The sequence below is a fragment of the Amycolatopsis sp. NPDC024027 genome, from assembly GCF_040638975.1.
In the GTDB taxonomy this organism is placed as follows: domain Bacteria; phylum Actinomycetota; class Actinomycetes; order Mycobacteriales; family Pseudonocardiaceae; genus Amycolatopsis.
The window spans coordinates 223,606-246,133 of record NZ_JBEZYY010000017.1 but is presented as its reverse complement, the minus strand read 5'-3'; the positions used below and the strand labels follow the sequence as shown (position 1 = coordinate 246,133).

Sequence of the window (22,528 nt, the reverse complement as noted above, 5' to 3'; positions counted from 1 at the left end):
TTTTTGGTGGGACACCCACTCAATCGCGATCCGCGAGAGCTTGGTTCGTGTCCCGGTGGCCACCCGGTTTCCCTGGCGACTTGGAGAACTTTACACCCCTCCGAAGGGCCCGAAACAGGGGGGTACCTTAACCGCGTTCCCGCAGGTCAGGCCCCCTGTTTCGGGCCGCCGGAACCGGTCAGCCGCCGAGCGCGACGCCGGCGACGTTCCGCTTGCCCTTGCGGACCACGAGCCACTTGCCGTGGAGGGCGTCCTCGCGGGACGGCTTCCACTCCTCGTCCGCGATCTTCACGTTGTTGACGTACGCGCCGCCCTCCTTGAGGGTGCGGCGCGCGGCGCCCTTGCTGTCCACCAGTCCCCCGGCGAGCAGCAGGTCGACGATCGTCGGCTCGGCCGCCGGGTCGACCTTGCCGTTCGGCACCTCGGCCATCACCGCGTCGAGGGTGCGTTCGTCCAGGTCAGCGAGTTCGCCGCGGCCGAACAGCGCCTGGCTGGCGTTGATGACCTGCCGGGTCTGCTCCTCGCCGTGGACCAGGATGGTGAACTCCTCCGCCAGCCGCTTCTGGGCGGCGCGCAGGTGGGGGCGCTGTTCGGTGTCCTCCGCGAGCGCGGCGATCTCCTCCTGGTCGAGGAACGTGAACATCCGCAGGTAGCGGACGACGTCGGCGTCACCCACATTGACGAAGTACTGGTACCAGGCGTACGGCGAGGTCATCTCCGGGTCGAGCCAGACGTTCCCGCCGCCCGTCGACTTCCCGAACTTGCGCCCCTCCGCGTCGGTGACCAGCGGCGCGGTCAGCGCGTGCACGCTCGCCCCGTCGGTCCGCCGGATCAGGTCGACGCCGCCGACGAGGTTGCCCCACTGGTCGGAGCCACCGACCTGCAGCTTGCAGCCGTACTGGCGGTGCAGCTGCAGGTAGTCCTGCGACTGCAGCAGCAGGTAGCTGAACTCGGTGTACGACATGCCGTCGCCCTCGAGCCGGCGCTTCACCGTCTCCCGGTTCAGCATGACGTTGATCGAGAAGTGCTTCCCGATGTCGCGCAGGAACTCCAGGGACGTCTGCTGCCCGGTCCAGTTCAGGTTGTTCTCGACGATCGCGCCGGTCGCCGAGTCGTCGAAGTCGACGAACCGTTCGAGCTGGCCGCGGATGCGCCCGGCCCACTCGGCGACGACGTCGAGGGTGTTCAGCGTGCGCTCCCCGGTGTCGCGCGGGTCGCCGATCATCCCGGTCGCGCCGCCGGCCAGCACGATCGGCCGGTGCCCGGCGCGCTGGAAGCGCTTGAGCATGAGCAGCGGGACCAGGTTGCCGGCGTGCAGGCTGGGCGCGGTCGGGTCGAAGCCGCAATAGAGCGTCACGGGACCCTGGTCGAGCTCGCGCCGGAGGGCGTCGATGTCGGTGGACTGCGCGATCAGGCCGCGCCAGGACAGCTCGTCGAGGATGTGTTCGCTCACGCCTGTAGATCCTCCCGCACCAGGTCAACCGACTAAACGGCGGGTCGGACCCGCCGCTTGCCGCCGCGGCGGTAGGTGGACACGGCGGGCGAACCCTCGACCCAGAACCGCCACGGCGTGTCCATCGCCATCGCGACGCCGACCCGCGGGCCGCTGCGGACCCGCTCGGCCGGCACCCGCTCGCCGGCCCGCAGCCGGACCGGCGACGCCGGGTCGGTCAGGTCGACCCCGTTCTCCTGCCGGTCGATGCGCAGCACCGACGTGAGGATCGCCGGGCCCTTCGCGAGTTCGCCGGTCCCCCGTGCGTTCGGCCGCCGCTTGCGGACGACGTCGAGACCGCTGACGACCTCGCCCGCCCGCAGCAGCACCGCGCCGGCCACGCCGTCCTGCGATCCGACGATGTTCGCGCAGAAGTGCATCCCGTAGACGAAGTACACGTACAGGTGCCCCGCGGGCCCCCACATCACGGCGTTGCGCGGGGTCCGGCCGCGGTAGCAGTGCGACGCCGGATCGTCCTCGCCGCGGTAGGCCTCGACTTCGACCAGCCGGACGCCCACGGTGCCGTCGGGGCCGTCGGCCTCCAGGACCGAGCCGAGCAGCAGGTGGGCCAGGTCGACCGGATCGAGCGCGAGTTCATCGCGGGTGAACAACCGGCCTGCGTCGCCGCTCAAACGGGATTCCTCTCCTCGGCTGCCTGGCGCGCCCACCTTAACCCTTGAGCGATCGCTCAAACTTCTCTACAGTCGTTTTGAGCAGTCGCTCAAACTCTGAGGGGAGCAGGAGATGCGACCGAAGGCGCTCTACGTGGAGACCGTGATCCACACGGACCTCGACACCCTGTGGCGGCACACCCAGGACCCGGTCCTGCACCGGCGCTGGGACCTCCGCTTCGCCGAGATCGCTCCGATCGACGGTCTCGACGGCCACTTCCGCTACGTCTCGCGGTTCCTCGGCGTCACGGTCGCCGGCGTCGGGGTGAGCGCGGCGTCGCGGGACTGGCCGGACGGCTCCCGGACGTCCGTGCTGCGGTTCGCCTCGGCCGATCCGCTGTCGCTGATCAGCTCGGGCGCGGGTTTCTGGCGCTACACACCGGTCTCCGGCGGCGTCCGGTTCGTCACCGGCTTCGACTACGGCACCCGGTGGGGACGCTTCGGAGGGCTGGCCGACCGGGTGTTCCGGCCGGTGTTCGGCTGGCTGACGGCGTGGTCGTTCGACCGGCTGCGGCTCTGGCTGGAGACGGGGGTCGCTCCGGAGGACCAGCCCCTGACCGCGCCCTCGGCCGCCCGCTGCGGCCGGACGCGGCCCCGCGACCAGGTGACTGCCGGAGCGTCGTCGTGACTGGTGTCTTCGAACGCACGCTCGGGGCGGATTTCGCGAACCTGCACCCCAGAATGCGGGAGCGGCTCGCCCTGTCGGACGGGCGCGGGATGATCGGGCACGGCGTGATGGACCGGATCTGGCGCGGCCCCGGCTTCACCCTGCCGTTCCTGTGGCTCGGGTCGGCGTGGCACATCCTGTTCCCCGAGCGCGGCCGGAACGTGCCGTTCACCATCGAGAACTACCCGTACGTGGACGGGCACGGCCGCGAAACGGTGTCCTTCGTGCGGACCTTCGAGTTCCCGGGGCGGCGCCGGCGGTTCGACGCCCAGATGGTGCACAGCACCGGACGCGGGCTCGTCGACTACCTGGGGACCCACCAGCACCTGGCGGTGGACCTCGCGGTGACCGTCCGGCCGGACGGCGGGTTCCGGATCCGCTCCGGCGGGTTCCGGATCCGGGAAGGGACGGGCCTGCCACGGGCGCTGACCGTGACCGCGACGGTCGACGAATGGTTCGACGACGAAATCGGGCAGTTCCGGATCGAGGTCGCGGTGGTCCATCCCCGCTTCGGACCGGTGTTCGGCTACGAGGGCAGCTTCAGTGCCCGGTTCGTCGACGTCGGCGGCGGGGTGAGCGGCGCGGTCAAGCCGCTTCGTGAGAAGGTCATGGACTGATGGGCACCGGCCGGAACTCCAGTTCGCAGGACACGAAGCAGCGGCTCGTGGACGGCGTGCTGGAAGTCGTCCGGCAGCAGGGCATCACCGCCGTCTCCGCCCGGTCGGTCGCGAGTGCCGCGGGCGCCAACCAGGCGCTGGTCTTCTACCACTTCGGCAGCGTCGAGGAACTCGTCGCGCAGGCGTGCCTCTCCGCGACGGAGGCCCGGGTCGCCCTCTACCGGGACCGGTTCGCCGCCGTGGCCACGGTCGGCGAACTGCTGGCGCTCGGCCGGGAGATCCGGACCGCGGAGCGCGCGGAAGGCAACCTGGCCCTCCTGGCCCAGACCTTGGCCGGGGCCCAGGGCAGCGAACGGCTCGCCCAGGCGACCCGCGAGGGCCTGGACAAGTGGATCACCGAAGTCCGGGCGGCTCTCGAGCGCGTGCTCGAGGGGTCGCCGCTGGCCGAGCTCGCGGATCCCGACGGGCTGGCCCACGCCGTGTCCACCGGGTTCCTCGGGCTGACGCTGTTCGACACGGTCGACCCCGACGGCGCCGAGCAGGCCGTCGCCGCGCTGGAGCGGCTGGCCGTGCTCGTCGACGTCCTCGACGGGCTCGGCCCGGTGGCCACGCGGGCCGTCCGGGCCAAGCTCCGCAAGACCCTCAGTTGAGCCACTGGCGTGCCGCGGTGACCCGCTCCTCGAGCCGGGCGCGCTGCTCGCCCACGCGCACCGGCGCCGTGCCGCCCCGGGCGTCGCGGGACTTCACCGAGCCTTCGACGGTCAGGACCTCACGGACCGCGGGCGTGAGCGCCGGGTTGATCTTCTCGAACTCTTCGTCGGTCAGCGCGTCCAAGCCGACGCCGCGGGACTCGGCGACGCGGACGCTCTCGCCCGCCGCTTCGTGCGCGACGCGGAACGGCACACCTTGGCGCACCAGCCACTCGGCGATGTCGGTGGCCAGGGTGAAACCGGCCGGGGCCAGCTCGGCGAGCCGGTCGGTGTGGAAGGTGAGCGTTTCGAGCATGCCGGCGATCGCCGGGAAGAGGAGCTCGAGCTGCTCGACCGAGTCGAACACCGGCTCCTTGTCCTCCTGCAGGTCGCGGTTGTAGGCCAGCGGCTGCGCCTTGAGGGTGGCCAGCAGGCCGGTGAGGTTGCCGATCAGCCGGCCCGCCTTGCCGCGCGTCAGCTCCGCGACGTCCGGGTTCTTCTTCTGCGGCATGATCGAGCTGCCGGTGGCCCAGGCGTCGTCCAGCGTGACGTACCCGAACTCGGCGGTGTTCCAGATGATCACCTCTTCGGCGATCCGGGACAGGTTCACCGCGAGCATCGCGACGGCGAAGGCGAACTCGGCGACGAAGTCACGCGAAGCGGTGCCGTCGATGGAGTTTTCGACGCTGGTGGCGAAGCCCAGCTCCTCGGCCACGGCTTCGGGGTCGAGCCCCAGCGACGAGCCGGCGAGGGCTCCCGAGCCGTAGGGCGACTCGGCCGTGCGGGCGTCCCAGTCCTGCAGCCGCGAGACGTCGCGCAGCAGCGCCTGGCCGTGGGCCATCAGGTGGTGGGCGAGCAGCACCGGCTGGGCGTGCTGCAGGTGCGTGCGGCCGGGCAGGATCGCGTCCGGGTGCCGCTTCGCCTGCGACACCAGCGCGTCGATGACCTCCAGGGTGCCCGCGACGACCCGGCGTGCGGCGTCACGCAGCCACATCCGGAACAGCGTGGCCACCTGGTCGTTGCGCGAGCGGCCGGCGCGCAGCTTGCCGCCGAGCTCGGTGCCCGCGCGCTCGAGCAGGCCGCGTTCGAGGGCCGTGTGCACGTCCTCGTCGGCGATCGTCGGGGTGAACGTCCCCGAAGCGACGTCCTGGGCGAGCGTGTCCAGCGCGGCCAGCATGCCGGTCAGCTCGTCGTCGGTGAGCAGGCCCGCCTTGCGCAACACCCGAGCGTGCGCACGCGACCCGGCGATGTCGTAGGGCGCCAGGCGCCAGTCGAAGTGCGTCGACGCGCTCAGCGCGGCCATGGCCTCCGCCGGACCGCTGGCGAACCGGCCGCCCCACAGCTGCACCGGCTGCTCGTTCCCGCTCACTGTTCTCGCTTCTCCTCGGTGTTCGTCGGATTCAGGTCTTCGGCCGTCACCCGGCCGTCGTACAGGACCACGCGGACTTCGCCCGACACGGCGCTGGTCAGACTGGCGCATCCGCGACCGGCCCGCCGTTCGAGGGCCGCGCACGCTTGACCGCGGCCGATCCTCTGCGCCTCCCCGCGCGCACTCAGCATGCGGCGCGCTTCGGCGACGGAGACGGTCTCGCCGTCGATCGCCACCGGAACCCCGCGGTCGAAGGTGATCACGACCTCGTCCGGCGCGAGGAATTCGCCCTCGGCCGGGAAGATGTCGGCGAGCACGGTCATGGTGGTCCTTCGTCCCCGGGTTCGTGCGCGGACCGGTGCGCGAGGGTGGCGAAGCGCTCGGCCAGTTCCTTGCCGGTCAGGGGTTCCCGCGCGATGACGGCGACCGTGTCGTCGCCCGCGATCGAGCCGACGACCTCTTCGAGCGCCGCCCGGTCGATGGCGCTGGCCAGGAACTGCGCCGCCCCCGGCGGTGTCCGCAGCACCATCAGGTTGCCGGACGAGTCCGCCGAGACCATCAGCTCCGCGAGCAGCCGGGAGAGCCGTGACGTCCCGCCCTGCACCCCGCGCACGGGGCTGCCGTCCTCGGGGATGACGTAGACCGGCGCGCCCGAGTCCGGCCCGCGCAGCTTGACCGCGCCCAGCTCGTCGAGGTCGCGCGACAGCGTCGCCTGGGTGACCTCGATGCCCTCGGCGGCCAGCAGCTTGGCCAGCTCGGTCTGGCTGCGGATCGTCATGGTGGACACCAACTCGGTGATCCGCGCCTGCCGCCCCACCCGGCTGCTGGTCATCGCCGGCTCTCTTCGAACAGCCAGACCAGCAGGGCCTTCTGGGCGTGCAGCCGGTTCTCGGCCTCGTCCCAGACCGCGCTGGCCGGGCCGTCGATCACCTCGTCGGTGATCTCCCAGCCGCGGTGCGCGGGCAGGCAGTGCAGCACGATCGCGTCGTCCGCGGCCTTCTTCAGCAGCTCGGCGTTGACCTGCAGGGCGCGGAACGGGCCCACCCGGTCGAGGCCGTCGTTCTCCTGCCCCATCGACGTCCACGTGTCGGTGACGAGCACGTCCGCGCCGTCGACCGCCTCGTAGGGGTCGGTGAAGGCGGTGGCCGTACCGCCCGTCTCCTCACCGCGCTTCTTGGCGTCCAGCATGACCTGCTGGTCGGGCTGGAACCCGAGCGGCGAGACGACCCGCACGTGCATCCCGGCGGTGATCCCGCCGAGCAGCAGCGAGTGCGCCATGTTGTTGGCGCCGTCGCCGAGGTAGACGAGCTTGAGACCGGCGAGCTCACCCTTGCGCTCGCGGATCGTCATCAGGTCGGTGAGCACCTGGCACGGGTGGAACTCGTCGGTGAGCGCGTTGACCACCGGGATCGACGCGGCCGACGCCATCGTCTCGATGCGCTTCTGCGCGAAGGTGCGCCACACGATCCCGTCGACGTAACGCGAGAGAACCCGCGAAGTGTCCTCGATGGTCTCTTCGCGGCCGAGCTGCATCGAGCGGCCGTCGACGATCACCGGGTGGCCGCCGAGCTGGCTGATGCCGACCTCGAACGAGAACCGGGTCCGCGTCGAGTTCTTCTCGAAGATCGCCGTGATGGACTTGCCGGCGAGGATCTTGTTGCCCAGCGGGTCGGCCTTGAGCGCGTCGGCGAGGTCGAGGATGGCTTTCTGCTCGGCCGGACTGACGTCGTCGTCGCGGAGGAAGTGGCGCAGCATCAGTCGGAGTCCTTCGTGGTGAAGTCGAGCGCGTCCGGAAGGGCGGCGAGGAAGCCCGCGGCCTGCTCGCCGTCGAGGACGAGCGGCGGCGCGAGCCGGACGGCGTCCGGCGCGACCGGGTTGACGAGGTAGCCCGCGGCCTGGGCGGCCTGGGCGACCGCCGCCGAGACGGGCTTCTTCAGGGCGATGCCGAGCAGCAGCCCGGCGCCGCGCACGCCGGCGACGAGCGGGTGGCCCAGCGCCTCGACGCCCGCCGCGATGTCCTTGCCCAACGAGGCGACGTGGTCGAGGAGGCCCTCGGCGGCGATGGTCTTCAGCACGGCGAGGCCGGCCGCGCAGCAGACCGGGTTGCCACCGAAGGTGGTGCCGTGCTGGCCCGGCTTGAGCAGCTCGCCCGCCGCGCCGACGCCGATCACCGCGCCCAGCGGCAGCCCGCCGCCGAGACCCTTCGCCAGGGTGATGACGTCCGGGACGATGCCGGCCTGCTGGTAGCCGAACCAGGTGCCGAGCCGGCCGAGACCGGTCTGCACCTCGTCGAGCACCAGCAGCGTGCCGGTGGCCTTGGTGATTTCACGGGCGGCCTGCAGGTAGCCGTCCGGCGCCGGGATGACGCCCGCCTCCCCGAGCACCGGCTCCAGGAACACGGCCGCGGTGTCGGTGTCGACGGCGGCCTGGAGCGCCCCGACGTCCCCGAACGGCACGTGCTCCACCCCGGGCACCAGCGGCTTGAAGGGGTCGCGCTTGGCGGGCTGGCCGGTGAGCGTGAGCGCGCCCATCGTCCGGCCGTGGAACGCGCCTTCGGCGGCGACCACCTTGGTGCGCCCGGTCAGCCGGCTGATCTTCAGCGCGGCTTCGTTGGCCTCGGCGCCGGAGTTGACGAACAGCACCTTGCCGTGGCCGGTGAGGCCGGCGACGTCGAGCAGCGCCTCGGCGAGCTCGACGGCGACGGGGTTGACGTAGAGGTTCGAGGTGTGGCCGAGCCGCTTGATCTGCTCGGTGACGGCCTCGACGATCGCCGGGTGGGCGTGGCCGAGCGCGTTGACGGCGATGCCGCCGACGAGGTCGACGTACTCCTTGCCGTCGGCGTCCCACACCTTCGCGCCTTCGCCGCGCACCAGCGTCAGCTTGGGCGTGCCGTAGTTGTCCATCAGGGCGGACTGCCAGTGCGCCTGGCCGTCCACATTGGACGTGAGGTCGGTCACGGGAGCTCCGTTTCGGGGAAGACCATGGTGCCGACGCCACGGGAGGTGAAGACCTCCAGCAGCACCGAATGGGCGAGACGGCCGTCGATCACGTGCGCCCGGCGCACGCCGCCGCGGATGGCGCGCACGCACGCCTCCATCTTCGGGATCATGCCGCTGGCCAGGCCGGGCAGCATGGTCTCGAGGCGGTCGACGCGGATGCGGTCGATCAGCGACGACCGGTCGGGCCAGTTCGCGTACAGGCCCTCGACATCGGTGAGCACCACGAGCTTCTCGGCACCCAGCGCGGCGGCCAGCGCACCGGCGGCCGTGTCGGCGTTGACGTTGTGCACCACGCCGTCGACGTCCGGGGCGACGGTGGAGACCACCGGGATGCGCCCGGCGTTGACGATGTCGAGCACCGCGTCCGGGTTGACCTCGGCGACCTCGCCGACCAGCCCGATGTCCACCGGCTCACCGTCCACAGTGGCCTGTTTGCGTTCGGCGGTGAACAGCCGGGCGTCCTCGCCGGAAATGCCGACCGCGTACGGCCCGTGGGCGTTGATCAGCCCGACGAGCTCGCGGCTCACCTGCCCGGTGAGCACCATCCGGACGATGTCCATCGTCTCCGGCGTGGTGACCCGCAGGCCGCCTTTGAACTCGCCTTCGACGCCGAGGCGCTTGAGCATCGCGGTGATCTGCGGGCCGCCGCCGTGCACGACGACCGGGCGCAGGCCGGCCAGCCGGAGGAACACCATGTCCTCGGCGAAGGCCGCTTTCAGCTGGTCGTCGATCATGGCGTTGCCGCCGTACTTCACCACCACGGTGGCACCGTGGAACCGCTGCAGCCAGGGCAGCGCTTCGATGAGCACACCGGCCTTCTCGGCCGCCGTCGCGAGTCGTTCGTCCGCGGAAATCAGAGCCTCCTGGGTCATGAGGAGTACGCGCTGTTCTCTTCGACGTAACCGTGCGAAAGATCCGTGGTGTAGATGGTCGCGGTGCTCGCGCCGACGCCGAGGTCGACGACGATCTCGATGGCCCGGCCGGTGAGGTCCGCCTCGGACCGGTCGGCGGCGGGCACCCCCTGGGCGAACAGGGTGACGCCGTTGATCGCGATCGACACGGCTTCCGGGTCGATGCGGGCCGGCACCCGGCCGAGCGCCATGGCGATCCGGCCCCAGTTCGGGTCGGAGCCGAACAGCGCGGTCTTGACCAGGTTGTCCTCGGCGATCGTGCGGGCGACGGCAATGGCGTCGGCCTCGGTGGCCGCGCCCCGCACGGTGACGTCGACGTCCTTGGTCGCGCCCTCAGAGTCCGCGCGCAGCTGGAGGACCAGGTCGTGGCTGACGGCGGTGAGCAGCTCGGTGAGCTCCGCTTCGGTGGGTTCGACCCCGCTCGCGCCGGACGCCATGACCAGGACGGTGTCGTTGGTGGACGTGCCGCCGTCGACGTCGAGGCGGTCGAAGGTGACGTGGGTGGCCGCACGCAGGGCCCGATCGAGGATTTCCTTGTCCACGACGGCGTCGGTGGTCAGGACCGAGAGCATGGTGGCGAGGTTCGGCGCGAGCATGCCCGCGCCCTTGGCGAAGCCGCCGACGCTCCAGCCGCTGTCGTGCTCGGCGAAGGCCTGCTTCGGTTTCGTGTCGGTGGTCATCACGCCCTTGGCGGCGTTGAGGCCCGCTTCGGCGCCGGTGTCGAGGGCCTTGACGGCGGTGTCCACTCCGGACAGGACCGCGTCCATCGGGAGCCGCTCGCCGATCAGGCCGGTGGAGCAGACGGCGACCTCGATCGCGCCGGCCCGCAGGACTTCGGCGACCTTCTCGGCGGTGGCGTGGGTGTCCTGGAAGCCGCCGGGCCCGGTGGCCGCGTTGGCACCGCCCGAGTTGAGGACGACGGCCTTCAGCCGCTGCTGCTTCAGCACTTCCTGCGACCACAGCACCGGCGCGGCCTTGATGACGTTGCGGGTGAACACGCCCGCCGCGACGTCGAGCGGGCCGTCGTTGACGACCAGGGTGAGGTCGAGCGCGCCGGAGGCCTTGATCCCGGCGGCGACGCCGGCGGCGCGGAAGCCCTGGGGGCCGGTGACGGTCACGGTGCCACTCCTACGGTGGAAAGGCCGGTGGTCTCGGGGAGGCCGAGGGCCAGGTTCATCGACTGGACGGCACCGCCGGCGGTGCCCTTGGTCAGGTTGTCGATCGCGGCTACGACGACCAGCCTTTTGGCGTCGGCGTCGACCGTGACCTGCAGCTGGGTGTTGTTCGAGCCGAGCGTCGACGCGGTCGTCGGCCAGGCGCCCGCGGGCAGCAGCTGGACGAACGGCTCGGCGTCGTAGGCCTTTTCGTACGCCGCGCGCGCGGCGGCCTCGTCGACACCGTCCTTCAGCGGAGCGCTCGCCGTGGTGAGGATGCCGCGGGGCATCGGCGCGAGCACCGGGGTGAAGGACACGGTGACCTTCTCGCCCGCGACGGCCGAGAGGTTCTGCGCGAACTCGGGGGTGTGGCGGTGAGCGCCGCCGACGCCGTACGCGCTGGCCGAGCCCATCACCTCGGAACCGAGCAGGTTCGGTTTGAGGCTCTTGCCCGCGCCGGAGGTGCCGGTGACCGCGACGATCGTGACGTCGGGCTCGATCAGGCCGGCGGCGAACGCGGGCGCCAAGGCGAGCGATCCGCCGGTCGGGAAGCAGCCCGGCACGGCGATGCGCTTGGTGCCGGCGAGCTTTTCGCGGGCGCCGGGCAGCTCGGGCAGGCCGTACGGCCACTGGCCGGCGTGGTCGCCGCCGTACCAGCGTTGCCAGTCGGCCGCGTCGGCCAGGCGGTGGTCGGCGCCGAGGTCGACCACCAGGACGTCCGGGCCGAGCTGCGCCGCGATCGCCGCGGAGTGCCCGTGGGGCAGCGCGAGGAAGACGACGTCGTGGCCGGCGAGGGTCTCCGGCGTCGTCTCGGCCAGGACGCGGTCGGCGAGGGGGACGAGATGGGGCTGGTGGACGCCGAGCTTCGTGCCCGCGCTGCTGGCGGCCGTGAGCGCGCCGATCTCGACCCCGGGATGGGTCAGGAGCAGGCGCAGCAGCTCACCACCCGCGTACCCGCTGGCTCCGGCCACCGCGATGTTCACCGTCATACGCATGATTATGCACGCCCTTGCAAGTCTAAACAAACCCAGAGTGGTCGCCGCCACCTTGGGATGCTGGGCGCATGACGGACACCCCGGCCCGGCTGCTCGGCCTGCTCTCGCTGCTCCAGACACCCCGCGAATGGCCGGGCAGCGAACTGGCCGGGCGCCTGGGCGTCAGCCCGCGAACCATCCGCCGCGACATCGAGCGGCTGCGCGACCTGGGGTACCCGGTCGAGGCCAGCCGCGGGATCACCGGCGGGTACCGGCTGGTCGCCGGCACCGCGATGCCCCCGCTCGTGCTCGACGACGAGGAAGCCGTCGCGATCGCGGTGGGGCTGCGGACCGCCGCGGGGCAATCCGTGTCCGGCATCGAGGAGGCGTCCGTGCGGGCGCTCGCCAAACTGGAACAGGTCCTGCCGGCCCGGCTGCGCCGCCGGGTGGGCACGATCGGCACGGCGACGGTCGCCGTGCCCGCCACCGGGCCGGTCGTCGACCCGGCGCAGCTGACGGTGTTCGCCGGGGCGATCACCAACCACGAAACCGTCCGGTTCCGCTACCGCGCCCACGACGGCGCCGAGACCCGGCGCCGGGCCGAGCCGCTCCGGCTGGTCGCCGCGGGCCGCCGCTGGTACCTGGTCGCGTACGACCTCGACCGGGCGGACTGGCGCGTGTTCCGCGCCGACCGCGTCCGCGAAGCCCAGGCGACCGGCGGCCGGGCGGTGCCACGCGAGCCGCCCGCGACGGACCTGGCGGCCTACGTCACCGACCGGTTCCACGACCTGGCGCCGACGTACCGGGCGGTGGCGGTCCTGGCGGAACCGGCCGCGCAGATGGCGTCCCGCCTCGGCCAGGCGGCGGGCGACCTGACCGACCTCGGCGATGGCCGGTCCCGGTGGCGGAGCCACCCGGACACGGTGGACTGGCTCGCGTTCCGGTTGCTCGGGCTGGGGTGCGGGTTCACGGTCGAGGAACCGCCGGAGCTGGTCGAACACCTCAAGGTACTGGCCGCCCGCGCCGCCGCGGCGGTGCCGGACTGACCGGGGAGCCCGGCGCGGGGACGGCGGTGCGGGACGGCGGGTCTCTCGTCGGCCGCACACCGCGGCGGCATCGGACACACCGGAACGTGTCGGCGGGCCGGAACGGCGGCTGGCCTCGCGACCGCGCACTGCGACCCCATCGGGGGCCTGAACACGCCAGCAGCCAGCACGGCCGCGGCCAAGCTGGACCGACGGGCCGGCCGAGCCCCGGGCTCGTCGCCCGCAGCCCTCGCGGCCGCGCACTGCGACCCCACCGAGCGCCTGAACATGCCGGCCGCGACCCCGGCGTGGGGTTGCCTCGTGGTGCAGCACCGTTCCTCCTCCCTCGATGTGCTCCGGTGCCCGGCGTTCAGAGATTCATCCGCTGCCAGTCGAACTCCCGCCGCCAGCTGTCGTCGGCTGTGGCGAAGCCGGTGAATGCCCGGACGATGCGGGCCCGGTCCGCGACCTCGGTGCGGAAATGGCGGTCGGGCAGCCCTTCGCGGTGTTCCAGCGCGAACCAGCCGCCGCGGGTGGCTGCCTGCTCACCGAAGCCGGCTTGGATGTAGTGGTCGCCTCGATCCAAGACCGCGAACCAGTTCTCCGCCGACAACCGCCCCAGCGCCGCTGCGATGTCGGCCGCGCCGGGGTTCTCGATCCGCGATCCGTCGCAGGACGACAACACCGGCACCGGATCGCCGCGCGCCGCGGGTGGGGCGTACACCGCGCCGTCTTGCGGGTCGTAGAGGACGAGACCGTGGCGCTCGGCCAATTCCTGGACGAACAGCACAACCGTGTCGGGCGTGGACCAGCCCATCGACATGAGCACCGCGTCGCCGACCACGGTCAGCTCCGCGGACCAGGGACCGTCCGGCAGCTCGTCGCCGGGCGCGCCGGACGGCGCCGGGTAGCGCGCGGTCAGCTCGCGGTGGAACGCGACGGCCCGCGGGCCGGCCGGGAGCGCGCCCGGTTCGAGCGCCGCGAGTTCCAGGTACGTGCGGGTTGCGTCCGCCGCGGTCACGGCCGAGCTTGCGGGCCAGGCGGCGAGATCGAAGCTCATCGGGCTACTCCGTTCGGTGAAGTGAGGGACGACGGCGGCGGTGGGCCGGTCCACAGCGCGGACCGGCCCACCGCCGCCGGTCAGCCCGGCTCACCTCCGTCCAGGTCCGTGCGCCTGCTCGGCGGCACGGGGAGGTAGCAGCCCGGGTTCTCCGGGTCGCAGCCCACGCGCGGCAGCCGGGCGCGGATGCCGCCGGGGGTGCGCTCGAAGTACTCCGCGATCTGCGCGACGCTCTCCCCCGCGATCCACCGGCTCTCCAGCTCCGCGTCCGACTCCGCGCTCCACGGGCGGCCCTGCTGGGCAGGACGGCCCGCGGATCTTCGCCGGGGCCCGCGGGCCGCGCCGGTCGCGGACAGCAACCCGTCCGTGACGAGCTCCGCCACCGTGGCCGCCACCGCGACGTCCAGGTCGAGGCTGCCCTCGGCGACCGGTTCGCCGCCGGGGCCGCCGGCTTCGAGGGTGACCATCACCCGGGGCGTGGGTTCGGCGCGGTCGACGTCCGTCCTGGTCGCGACCACGATCTGGTAGGTGTTTTCCTCTGCCCGGATCTCGGTCCGGCGCTCTTCGATGATCGACATGCCACGAAGCTAGCGCGCACCCCCGACAATTTTCGGTCACGCGCAGCTCACGGCCCACTTCGCTCCGAAATTGTCGGACCCCTCCCCTAACGTCTCCGGCGACCACGAACCGTCACGAGGAGGCGACGATGGGACACCGGCGGACAAGACGCTGCCCCGGTCCGGAAGAACCGGACCGGGGCAGCGGGATCAAGCGGTTTCGCTCAGAAGTGCAGCAGCTGGGCCAGCGCGCTCTGCTTCTCCTGGGCGGCCTTCGCGGTGTTGTCCGACTTCTGCGCCGCGGCGCCGTCGGGCACCGGCGCCGGCACCGGGTCGCACTGGACGTCCGAGTGGTTGCCGGGCTGGCGCTTCGGCAGGGTGCCGGTGGCCAGGTAGTCGGCGATCTTGTCGTCCACACAGGACACCCCGGACAGCGAACCGGCGTGCGTGGTGCCGCCCGGCGCGCTGATCAGGCTCGAGTTCGGGAACCGCTTCCGCACCTCGAGGCTGCCGGCGTACGGCGTGGCGGCGTCGAGTTCCTCGCTGATGAGCAGCGCACCGGCCACCTTGCGGCCGTCGATGTCCACCGGCTTGCCCGCCTTCGCCGGCCAGAACACGCAGGGCGCGTTGAACCAGGCGTTGCCCCAGGTCTCGAACGGGGCCTTGAAGTAGGTCAGCCAGTTGTCGACCCGCCACCGGTTCCAGTCGGTCGGCCACTGCACGTCGGTGCACTGCACGCCCAGGTACACGGCGAAGCCGTTGTCGTTGCCGGGCGGGTTCGAGCTGTCGTAGAGCTCCTTGAGCGTCTGCCAGTCACCCTGGTGCACGTAGCCGTCGAAGGCCTTCGCCATGTCGACCCAGCCGAAGACGTAGTAGCCGGCCTGCAGGAAGATGTCGGTCCACTCGTCGCCGCCGATGACCCCGCCCGCCGGGTCCTTGGCGAGCTTGCGCTGCGTGGCGTACCACAACTTCTCGACGGCGTCACCGGTCTTGCCGAGGTGGTAGACGTCGTCGTACTTGGCCAGCCAGTCGAAGTAGATCTTGATGTTCTTGTCGAACGCGACGTCCTGGTCGAGGTTGGCCTGGTACCAGACCTTCCGCGGGTCGACGTTGCCGTCCAGCACCATCCGGCGGACGTTCTTCGGGTACAGCGTGCTGTACACCTGGCCGAGGTAGGTGCCGTAGGAGAAGCCGTAGTAGTTGATCTGCTTCTCGCCCAGCGCCTTGCGCAGGCTGTCCATGTCCTGCGCGACGTCGGTCGTCTTCAGGTGGTTCAGGATCTCGCCGTTCTTGCGGCACGCGTCGGCGTACCCCTTCGAGCGGGCGAGCCAGGCCTTCTCCAGTTGCACGGTGGTCGGCACGTACGCCGGCCGGTTGTAGCTGAAGTAGTTCCCGTCGCAGCTGATGGCGGGCTTGCTGGACCCGACGCCCCGCGGGTCGAAGCCGATCCAGTCGTAGTTGTCCCCGGCGTGGTTCGGCACGTACTTGCCGAGCACCGACAGGCCGAGGCCGGAGCCACCCGGGCCGCCCGGGTTCACCAGCATGATGCCCTGGGACTGCGCGGTCTTGTGCTTGATCCGCGAGACCGCGACGGAGACCTTCGCCCCGCCCGGCTTCGCGTAGTCCATCGGCACTTCGAGGAAGCCGCACTCGGCACCGTTGGCCTTGAGGCTCGCCGACGCGCAGGGGCCCCAGGCGATCGGCGCGGGAGTGAACTGCACCCCGGGTTCCGCCGAGGCGGCGGGCGCGGCGGCCATCAGCCCGGCCGCGAGCCCCGCGGCGGCGATGGCGGCAACGATTCGTTTCACAGTCGTCCTTTTCGTCCGCATTCGACGGCGTTCGCCAGATTTTCGACGAAACTACCGGCAACCTCGGCCAATCTCGCTGACCGACGCGACTTTCGCCATCCGCCTTTAGTCGGAACCTGCGGCGCCCGCGCACGCCGGAACTGTCGGTGGCCGGCAGTACGCTCCGGATCGCCGGAGCCCGACGGGAGGACAGATGAGCGCGGACGAGAGGCTGGTCAAGGCGATCCGTACCGGACTGGCGGAGCTGGCGGATCCGGCGAAAGCGCCGGCGATGCAGGCGTACATGAAGTCGGCCATGCCCTTCCGCGGGGTGGCGAAACCCGAGCGCGGCGCCCTCCTCAAGCGGGTGCTGGCCGAGCACACATTGCCCGATCGGATGACATTCTCGGCGACCGTCCTGGAGTTGTGGCGGACCGCCGAATTTCGCGAGGAGCGCTACGCGGCCATCGACCTTTCCGGATACCGGGCCTACCGGCGGTGGCAGGACCCGGATCTGGTCCCGGTGTACGAGGAAATGATCGTCGGCGGAGCGTGGTGGGACCACGTGGACGAGCTGGCCATCCGGAGGATCGGCCCGATCCTCCGGGAGTACCGCCCCCGGATGACGCCGGTCATGCTGGCTTGGGCCCGCGACGACGACCTCTGGCGCCGCCGGACGGCCATCATCTGCCAGGTGGGGGCCAAGGAGGAGACGGACACGGAGTTGCTCACCCGCGCGATCGAGCCGGCGATCGGGGAGGCCGAGTTCTTCCTGCGCAAGGGAATCGGCTGGGCCCTGCGGGACTACGCGAAGACGGCGCCGGATTGGGTGCGGTGCTTCGTGGACGATCACCCGCGGTTGTCCGGGTTGTCCCGGCGGGAGGCGCTCAAGCACATCGGCTGAGGTGCGGGTGCGGTGCACCTGGGGGGCGACGCGCGTGGCTGGACGGTCGGCTCGCGTACCTGGAGGGTCGGTTCGCGTGCCTGGAAGGTCGGCTCGTGTGCCTGGAGGGACGACACACGTGACTGGAAGGTCGGCTCGCGTGCCTAGAGGGACGACACGTGTATCGGGAGGGTCGGGCCGCGTGCCTGGGCGGTCGGATCGTGGCTGGCGGTGCGGGCCGGCCCCTCCTGCCGAGGGCGGGAGGGGCCGGTGAGCGTCAGGCGCGGAGGGTGGCGTTGAAGCGCTCGCCTGCTGCTGCCACCGCCGCGTCGCGGGCCTTGGTGGCCTCGTCGACCGTCAAGGTGCGGTCCGGCGCGCGGAACCGCAGCTTGTACGCCAGCGATCGCTTGCCCTCGCCGACCTGCTCGCCCGCGTACGCGTCGAACAGCGTGATGTCCTCCAGCAGCTCGCCCGCCCCGGTGCGCAGGACCTCCGCGAGGTCGGCCGACGGGACATCCGCCGCCGCCACCAGGGCCACGTCCAAGAGCACCGGGGGGTAGCCCGACACGCTCGGTGCCGGGCGGGCGTCCGGGAGCGGGATCGCGTCCAGGTCCAGCTCCATCGCCACCGTCCGGGGCGGCAGGCCGAGGGCCTCGACCACCTTCGGGTGCAGCTCACCCGCGTAGCCGACCGGCCAGTCGCCGACCCGGAGCTGGGCGCAGCGGCCCGGGTGCCACGGCGGGAGGTCGGCCGCCTGCACCTTCAGCTCGACCCCGGCCGCCTCCGCGATCGTGCGGGCCGCCTGGACCGCGTCGGCCCAGTTCGCCGGCTCGCCCGGGCCCCACCAGCCCGCCCGGTGCCGGTTGCCGGCGAGGACCACCGCCACGTGCAGCGGCTGCTCGGGCACCGCCGCCTCCAGCAGGGCCAGGTCCTCGTCCGACGGCCGCCGGTCGACGCCGAGGTCGGGGACCTTCAGCGGGTTCGGGGCCGGGAGCACCACCTGGCCGATGTGGTACAGCGAAACGTCCTTCATCCCGCGGGACACGTTGCGCTGCAGGGTGTCCAGCAGGCCCGGCAGCAACGTCGTCGCCAGGCGGTTGCGGTCGGCCTCCAGCGGGTTGCGGACGACCAGCGCGTTGCGGCGGCTGTCGTCGGCCGGGAGCCCGAAGGCGTCCCACACCGCGTCGCTGACGAACGGGAACGGGCGCACCTCGACGTACCCCGCCTCGGCCAGCGCCCGGGAGACACTCCGGACGCGGCGCTGGCCGTCGGTCAGGCCGCGGCCGGCCGGGGCCGCCGGCAGCGTCGACGGGATGCTGTCGTACCCCTCGAGCCGCAGCACCTCTTCGACGAGGTCGGCGGGCTGGTGCAGATCGCCGCGCCAGCTCGGCGGGATCGCCGTGACCAGGCCCGTTCCGTCGTCGCCCGTGCCGACCGAAACCTTGCAGCCGATCTGGGTGAGCCGGCGGACCGTGACCCCGCGCTGGTAGTTCACGCCCGCGACCTTGTCGGGCAGGTTGATCGGCATGACGACCGGCGGGTTCGGCTCGACCGTGCCCTCGTCGGTGCGGCCGGGCTGGATGGCGGCGTCGCCGTACTGGCGCAGCAACCGGGCGGCCAGCTCGACCGCCGCCGCGCACAGCTGCGGGTCGGTGAACCGCTCGAACCGTTTGGCGGCCTCGGAGAACAGCTTGTGGCGCCGCGCGGTGCGGCTGATCGCCGCCGGGTTCCAGTGCGCCGCCTCGAGCAGCACGTCGGTGCTCTCCGGCGTGATCTCGGTGCTCGCGCCACCCATCGTGCCGGCGAGCGAGATGACGCCGCTGTCGTCGGCGATGACCACGTCGTCCGGGTCGAGCGTGCGCTCGACATCGTCCAAAGTGGTCAGTTTCTCGCCCGGCTTCGCCCGCCGCACCACCAGGTCGCCCTGGATGGCCTTGGTGGCGAACGCGTGCAGCGGGTGCCCGAGCTCGAGCATCACGTAGTTCGTGACGTCGACGGCCAGCGAAATCGACCGGATGCCGGCCAGCATCAGCCGCCGGCGCATCCGCCACGGTGTCGGCGCGGTCGCGTCCAGGCCGGTGACCCGGCGCAGCACGAACCGCGGGCAGCCTTCCGGGTCCTCGACGCGGACCGGCCAGGCGTCGCCCTCGGCCGCCGGGACCTCCAGCAGGGCTGGGTCGCCGAAGGGCACGTCGAGCGCGTTCGACAGCTCGCGCGCGAGCCCGCGGATCGACAGCGCGTACCCGCGATCCGGGGTGGGGGCCAGCTCGATCACCGAGTCGTTCAGGCCGAGCAGCTCCTGGGCGTCGTCACCCGGGCTCGCGGTGCCCGGGGGCAGCACGAGGATGCCGGTGTGGTCGTCGCCGAGGCCGAGCTCGCGCGCCGAGCAGATCATGCCGTCGCTGATCCGGCCGTAGGTCTTGCGGGCGGCGATGGCGAAGTCGCCGGGCAGGACAGCGCCCGGCAGCGCGACGACGACCAGGTCGCCCTCGACGAAGTTGCGCGCGCCGCAGATGATGCCGCGGGTCTTGATGCCGTGCGGGCCCTCGTCGAACTCGCCGGCTTCGTCGTCGTCCTCGTCCTCGTCGTCGAGTTCGTCGTCGTCGAGGTCCTCGGTTTCGTCGGCGGGCTCGCCGACGTCGACGCGGCAGAAGCGGACCGGCTTCTTGAACTCGGTGAGCTCCTCGATCTCGGCCACCCGGCCGACGACCAGCGGGCCGGTCACGGGACCGAGCTCGTGCAGGTCGTCGACCTCGATGCCGATCCGGACGAACGCGTCGGCCAGGTCCTGCGGCGTGATCTCCTCAGCGAGCTCGAGGTGTTCGGTCAGCCAGCTGACTGGGACTCGCACTACGCCTCCGTTCCGAAGGGAAGGGTGAAGCGGACGTCGCCCTCCACCATGTCGCGCATGTCCGGGATCCCGTTGCGGAACTGCAGGGTGCGCTCGATGCCCATGCCGAAGGCGAACCCCGAGTACACCTCGGGGTCCACACCGCAGGCGCGCAGCACGTTCGGGTTGACCATGCCGCAGCCGCCCCACTCGACCCAGCCGGGGCCGCCCTTCTTCTCTTCGAACCAGACGTCCACCTCGGCGGACGGCTCGGTGAAGGGGAAGAAGTGCGGGCGCAGCCGCGTCTTGGAGCTCTCACCGAACATCGCGCGGGCGAAGGCGTCCAGCGTGCCCTTGAGGTGCGCCATCGTGATGCCCTTGTCCACCGCGAGGCCTTCGACCTGGGTGAACACCGGGGTGTGCGTCGAGTCGAGCTCGTCGGTGCGGTACGTCCGGCCGGGGCAGACGACGTACACCGGCAGATCGCGGTGCAGCAGCGTGCGCGCCTGGACCGGCGAGGTGTGCGTGCGCAGCACCAGGCCCGAGTCCTCTTCGCCGACGTAGAACGTGTCCTGCAGCTGCCGGGCCGGGTGGTCCTTGCCGAAGTTCAGCGCGTCGAAGTTGAACCACTCGGCTTCGAGCTCCGGGCCCTCGGCGACCTCGTAGCCCATCGCGACGAAGGCGTCCGCGACGCGTTCGGAGATGGTGCTGATCGGGTGCCGGGCGCCGCGCGGGACGCGGTCCGACGGCAGGGTGACGTCGACCGCCTCTTCGCGCAGCACGCGCTCGTCGCGCTCCACCTGGAGTTCGGCGCGGCGGGCGTCGAAGGCCGCCTGGACGGCCTGGCGGGCCTCGTTGACGCGCTTGCCCGCCTCGGCCTTCTCCTGCTTGGGCAGGGCACCGATCTCACGGCGGGCCAGCATCAGCGGCGCGTGGTCGCCGAGGTGGGCCGGCTTGACCTCGGCCAGCCCTTCGAGCCCGGTCGCGGCGGCGAACGCCGCTTCGGCGGCCTTGACCGCCGCCTGCAGCGTCTCAGGGGCGAGTACCGCGCCCTGTACTTCCTTCTCCGTGGCTCCGGACATAACTCCTCGGCGTCCGCTGGGACTGGTCGTTCGCGCTCCGCCGCACACGGCGCGCGAGAGGTCAAAGGCGGGAAAAGTCTATGGGATCGGCTCCGCACGCCCCCGGTCGCCCCGGGGGCGTGCGGACACCCGGTCACCGCGCGGAGAACGCCTCGGCGAAGCCGGCCGGCGCAAGCGCACCGGGCACCGCTCCGCCGGCTCCGGCGCGGCGGTGCAGAAGGCCGTGCCACGCCCCGAAAGGAGGGGGCAGGCCGCTGGTCAGCGGCGTGCCGCCAGCGCGCTCGTGTAGACGCAGACGGCCGCCGCGGTGGCGAGGTTGAGGCTCTCGGCGCGGCCGTACATCGGGATCCGGACCGCGAGGTCGGTCCGGTCGAGGACGTCGGCGGGCAGACCGTGGGCTTCGTTGCCGAACACCCACGCCGTCGGCACGGCGAGGTCCACCCGATCGAGTTCGGCGTCGGCGTAGCCGTGGGCGGCGAACGTCCGCAGGCCCGCGGCCGAGCAGGCGGCCAGCGCGGCCGGGACGTCACGGACGCGCGCGATCGGCAGGTGGAACAGGCTGCCGGCGGCCGCACGGACGCACTTGCCGTTGTGCGGGTCGACCGTGTCACCCGCCAGGACGACCGCGTCGGCGCCGGCCGCGTCGGCGACCCGGATCACCGTGCCGGCGTTGCCGGGGTCGGCGACGTCGACCAGCACCACCACGAGCCGGGCAGCCGGGGTCACGGCCTCTTCGAGGGGCCGGTCCAGCAGCGCGCAGACGGCCACGATGCCCTGCGGCGTCACGGTTTCCGACAGCCCCTCGGCGGCGCGGTCGGTGATCGGCGAGACCCCGACGCCGGCCGCGCGGGCCGCGTCCACCAGGTTCGCGTGCTGTGCGGCCGCGCGCGAAGTGACGAACAGCTCGTGCACCGTGCCGTCCGCCAGCGCGGCCTCGACGGCGTTGGCGCCTTCGGCCAGGAACCGGCCGGTCTTGTCGCGTTCCGCGCGCCGGGTCAGCTTGCGCGCAGCAACGACCCGGGGGGTCCGTTCGGTGAACGGATCCGCCCCGGGTCGGGAAAAGCTGCCGGTCAGGCCGACTTCGCTTCGCCGGTGTTGACGTTGGCCTTGGCGAGCTCGGCCAGCGCGGTGAAGGCGGCGGCGTCGTTGACGGCCAGGTCCGCGAGGATCTTGCGGTCGACCTCGACACCCGCGGCCTTGATGCCCTGGATGAACCGGTTGTAGGTCACGCCGTTGGCCCGGGCGGCCGCGTTGATGCGGGTGATCCACAGCTGGCGGAAGTCACCCTTGCGGGCACGGCGGTCCCGGTAGGCGTAGTTGAGCGAGTGAAGCGTCTGCTCCTTGGCCTTGCGGTACAGCCGCGAACGCTGGCCGCGGTAGCCGCTGGCCAGTTCGAGAGTTGCGCGACGCTTCTTCTGGGCGTTTACCGCCCGCTTGACGCGTGCCACGGGTCCATCCTGTCGATCTCAGGGGGCGAGGGGGACGCCCCGGGTGGTTACAGCAAGTTCTGCGGGATCAGATGCCGAGCAGGCGCTTCACGCGGCTGACCTCGGTCTTGGACACCTCGGTGGTGCCCTCGAGGCGGCGGGTCACGCGGCTGGACTTCTTCTCCATGCGGTGGCGCCGGCCGGTCATCTGGCGGCGCAGCTTGCCCGTCCCCGTCTTGCGGATGCGCTTGGAGGTCCCGCTGTGGGTCTTCATCTTCGGCATTTCTGTCCTCTTTCGTGCGGCGGCTCACCGGAGATTCCGGTGAGCCGCTGG

At 71.9% G+C, this 22,528-nt stretch carries 23 protein-coding genes; 5 read left to right on the top strand and 18 right to left on the bottom strand.

Translation table 11 applies throughout. From position 1 onward, the window contains the following. Positions 1-178: 178 nt before the first annotated feature. Positions 179-1,453, bottom strand: coding sequence for a tyrosine--tRNA ligase (gene tyrS, locus AB0F52_RS35050; protein ID WP_360180307.1), 1,275 nt, complete (start codon positions 1,451-1,453; stop codon positions 179-181). Between the two features lie 32 nt (positions 1,454-1,485). Continuing rightward, entirely contained in the window at positions 1,486-2,124 is a 639-nt protein-coding gene (locus tag AB0F52_RS35045; RefSeq protein ID WP_360180305.1) for a DNA-3-methyladenine glycosylase, read from the bottom strand. Between the two features lie 112 nt (positions 2,125-2,236). Here AB0F52_RS35045 and AB0F52_RS35040 point away from each other — a divergent pair, with 112 nt between their 5' ends. Genes AB0F52_RS35040 through AB0F52_RS35030 form a run of 3 tightly spaced genes read left to right on the top strand, consistent with a single transcriptional unit; the run spans position 2,237 to position 4,097 of the window. After that, a complete protein-coding gene (locus tag AB0F52_RS35040; RefSeq protein ID WP_360180303.1) occupies positions 2,237-2,791 on the top strand; it encodes a hypothetical protein in 555 nt (184 codons plus the stop codon). Beyond that, positions 2,788-3,447: a DUF4166 domain-containing protein gene (locus AB0F52_RS35035; RefSeq protein ID WP_360180301.1), complete on the top strand. Its 660-nt coding sequence runs from the start codon at positions 2,788-2,790 to the stop codon at positions 3,445-3,447. Before AB0F52_RS35040 ends, AB0F52_RS35035 begins: the two co-directional genes overlap by 4 nt. Next, complete coding sequence (locus tag AB0F52_RS35030) at positions 3,447-4,097, top strand: TetR family transcriptional regulator (protein WP_360180299.1); 651 nt, start codon at positions 3,447-3,449, stop codon at positions 4,095-4,097. The genes AB0F52_RS35035 and AB0F52_RS35030 overlap by 1 nt, the downstream gene beginning before the upstream one ends. Here AB0F52_RS35030 and argH read toward each other — a convergent pair. Genes argH through argC form a run of 8 tightly spaced genes read right to left on the bottom strand, consistent with a single transcriptional unit; the run spans position 4,090 to position 11,558 of the window. Further along, a complete protein-coding gene (gene argH, locus AB0F52_RS35025; protein ID WP_360180297.1) occupies positions 4,090-5,505 on the bottom strand; it encodes an argininosuccinate lyase in 1,416 nt (471 codons plus the stop codon). The two genes, AB0F52_RS35030 and argH, sit on opposite strands and share 8 nt — an antisense overlap. After that, entirely contained in the window at positions 5,502-5,828 is a 327-nt protein-coding gene (locus AB0F52_RS35020; protein WP_360180295.1) for an argininosuccinate synthase, read from the bottom strand. The genes argH and AB0F52_RS35020 overlap by 4 nt, the downstream gene beginning before the upstream one ends. Beyond that, positions 5,825-6,337 (bottom strand): arginine repressor, encoded by a 513-nt coding sequence (locus AB0F52_RS35015; RefSeq protein WP_360180293.1) that lies wholly within the window; start codon positions 6,335-6,337, stop codon positions 5,825-5,827. The genes AB0F52_RS35020 and AB0F52_RS35015 overlap by 4 nt, the downstream gene beginning before the upstream one ends. Then, positions 6,334-7,260: an ornithine carbamoyltransferase gene (gene argF, locus AB0F52_RS35010; RefSeq protein ID WP_103338652.1), complete on the bottom strand. Its 927-nt coding sequence runs from the start codon at positions 7,258-7,260 to the stop codon at positions 6,334-6,336. Before argF ends, AB0F52_RS35015 begins: the two co-directional genes overlap by 4 nt. Further along, on the bottom strand, positions 7,260-8,462 hold the full coding sequence (locus AB0F52_RS35005) for an acetylornithine transaminase (RefSeq protein WP_360180290.1): 1,203 nt from the start codon (positions 8,460-8,462) through the stop codon (positions 7,260-7,262). Before AB0F52_RS35005 ends, argF begins: the two co-directional genes overlap by 1 nt. After that, positions 8,459-9,376: an acetylglutamate kinase gene (gene argB, locus AB0F52_RS35000; protein WP_103338654.1), complete on the bottom strand. Its 918-nt coding sequence runs from the start codon at positions 9,374-9,376 to the stop codon at positions 8,459-8,461. The genes AB0F52_RS35005 and argB overlap by 4 nt, the downstream gene beginning before the upstream one ends. Then, complete coding sequence (gene argJ / locus AB0F52_RS34995) at positions 9,373-10,533, bottom strand: bifunctional glutamate N-acetyltransferase/amino-acid acetyltransferase ArgJ (protein WP_360180288.1); 1,161 nt, start codon at positions 10,531-10,533, stop codon at positions 9,373-9,375. The genes argB and argJ overlap by 4 nt, the downstream gene beginning before the upstream one ends. Further along, a complete protein-coding gene (argC, locus tag AB0F52_RS34990) occupies positions 10,530-11,558 on the bottom strand; it encodes an N-acetyl-gamma-glutamyl-phosphate reductase (protein WP_360180286.1) in 1,029 nt (342 codons plus the stop codon). Before argC ends, argJ begins: the two co-directional genes overlap by 4 nt. A 74-nt stretch (positions 11,559-11,632) precedes the next feature. Between argC and AB0F52_RS34985 the strand changes: the two genes are divergently transcribed. Beyond that, complete coding sequence (locus tag AB0F52_RS34985) at positions 11,633-12,589, top strand: YafY family protein (RefSeq protein ID WP_360180284.1); 957 nt, start codon at positions 11,633-11,635, stop codon at positions 12,587-12,589. A gap of 349 nt (positions 12,590-12,938) precedes the next feature. Here AB0F52_RS34985 and AB0F52_RS34980 read toward each other — a convergent pair whose 3' ends face one another. The 3 genes from AB0F52_RS34980 to AB0F52_RS34970 all read right to left on the bottom strand — a co-directional run bounded on the left by AB0F52_RS34980 (position 12,939) and on the right by AB0F52_RS34970 (position 15,993). After that, on the bottom strand, positions 12,939-13,628 hold the full coding sequence (locus AB0F52_RS34980) for a hypothetical protein (protein ID WP_360180282.1): 690 nt from the start codon (positions 13,626-13,628) through the stop codon (positions 12,939-12,941). Positions 13,629-13,708: 80 nt separating this feature from the next. After that, positions 13,709-14,206, bottom strand: coding sequence for a helix-turn-helix domain containing protein (locus AB0F52_RS34975; RefSeq protein ID WP_360180280.1), 498 nt, complete (start codon positions 14,204-14,206; stop codon positions 13,709-13,711). Positions 14,207-14,409: 203 nt separating this feature from the next. Beyond that, positions 14,410-15,993 (bottom strand): alpha/beta hydrolase, encoded by a 1,584-nt coding sequence (locus AB0F52_RS34970; RefSeq protein ID WP_360180278.1) that lies wholly within the window; start codon positions 15,991-15,993, stop codon positions 14,410-14,412. A 193-nt stretch (positions 15,994-16,186) separates the two neighbouring features. Between AB0F52_RS34970 and AB0F52_RS34965 the strand changes: the two genes are divergently transcribed. After that, entirely contained in the window at positions 16,187-16,876 is a 690-nt protein-coding gene (locus AB0F52_RS34965; protein ID WP_360180276.1) for a DNA alkylation repair protein, read from the top strand. A gap of 256 nt (positions 16,877-17,132) precedes the next feature. Here AB0F52_RS34965 and pheT read toward each other — a convergent pair whose 3' ends face one another. From pheT to rpmI, 5 genes are all read right to left on the bottom strand, one after another. After that, complete coding sequence (gene pheT, locus AB0F52_RS34960; protein ID WP_360180274.1) at positions 17,133-19,706, bottom strand: phenylalanine--tRNA ligase subunit beta; 2,574 nt, start codon at positions 19,704-19,706, stop codon at positions 17,133-17,135. Further along, positions 19,706-20,767 carry a phenylalanine--tRNA ligase subunit alpha gene (gene pheS / locus AB0F52_RS34955; protein ID WP_360180272.1) on the bottom strand — a complete coding sequence of 354 codons (1,062 nt, stop codon included), beginning with the start codon at positions 20,765-20,767 and terminating at the stop codon, positions 19,706-19,708. The genes pheT and pheS overlap by 1 nt, the downstream gene beginning before the upstream one ends. A gap of 258 nt (positions 20,768-21,025) precedes the next feature. Then, positions 21,026-21,841, bottom strand: coding sequence for an RNA methyltransferase (locus AB0F52_RS34950; RefSeq protein WP_360180329.1), 816 nt, complete (start codon positions 21,839-21,841; stop codon positions 21,026-21,028). After that, entirely contained in the window at positions 21,838-22,215 is a 378-nt protein-coding gene (rplT, locus tag AB0F52_RS34945) for a 50S ribosomal protein L20 (RefSeq protein ID WP_004559056.1), read from the bottom strand. The genes AB0F52_RS34950 and rplT overlap by 4 nt, the downstream gene beginning before the upstream one ends. A 67-nt stretch (positions 22,216-22,282) precedes the next feature. Further along, on the bottom strand, positions 22,283-22,477 hold the full coding sequence (rpmI, locus tag AB0F52_RS34940; protein WP_086840453.1) for a 50S ribosomal protein L35: 195 nt from the start codon (positions 22,475-22,477) through the stop codon (positions 22,283-22,285). Positions 22,478-22,528: the final 51 nt, after the last annotated feature.

Coding starts and splice junctions, on each gene's coding strand:
- argF (WP_103338652.1), bottom strand. CDS start 7,260: ATGCTGCGCCACTTCCTCCGCGACGACGACGTCAGTCCGGCCGAGCAG.
- AB0F52_RS35020 (WP_360180295.1), bottom strand. CDS start 5,828: ATGACCGTGCTCGCCGACATCTTCCCGGCCGAGGGCGAATTCCTCGCG.
- argC (WP_360180286.1), bottom strand. CDS start 11,558: ATGACGGTGAACATCGCGGTGGCCGGAGCCAGCGGGTACGCGGGTGGT.
- pheS (WP_360180272.1), bottom strand. CDS start 20,767: ATGTCCGGAGCCACGGAGAAGGAAGTACAGGGCGCGGTACTCGCCCCT.
- AB0F52_RS34965 (WP_360180276.1), top strand. CDS start 16,187: ATGAGCGCGGACGAGAGGCTGGTCAAGGCGATCCGTACCGGACTGGCG.
- rpmI (WP_086840453.1), bottom strand. CDS start 22,477: ATGCCGAAGATGAAGACCCACAGCGGGACCTCCAAGCGCATCCGCAAG.
- AB0F52_RS34985 (WP_360180284.1), top strand. CDS start 11,633: ATGACGGACACCCCGGCCCGGCTGCTCGGCCTGCTCTCGCTGCTCCAG.
- AB0F52_RS35015 (WP_360180293.1), bottom strand. CDS start 6,337: ATGACCAGCAGCCGGGTGGGGCGGCAGGCGCGGATCACCGAGTTGGTG.
- AB0F52_RS34980 (WP_360180282.1), bottom strand. CDS start 13,628: ATGAGCTTCGATCTCGCCGCCTGGCCCGCAAGCTCGGCCGTGACCGCG.
- AB0F52_RS35040 (WP_360180303.1), top strand. CDS start 2,237: ATGCGACCGAAGGCGCTCTACGTGGAGACCGTGATCCACACGGACCTC.
- AB0F52_RS35030 (WP_360180299.1), top strand. CDS start 3,447: ATGGGCACCGGCCGGAACTCCAGTTCGCAGGACACGAAGCAGCGGCTC.
- argB (WP_103338654.1), bottom strand. CDS start 9,376: ATGACCCAGGAGGCTCTGATTTCCGCGGACGAACGACTCGCGACGGCG.
- AB0F52_RS34975 (WP_360180280.1), bottom strand. CDS start 14,206: ATGTCGATCATCGAAGAGCGCCGGACCGAGATCCGGGCAGAGGAAAAC.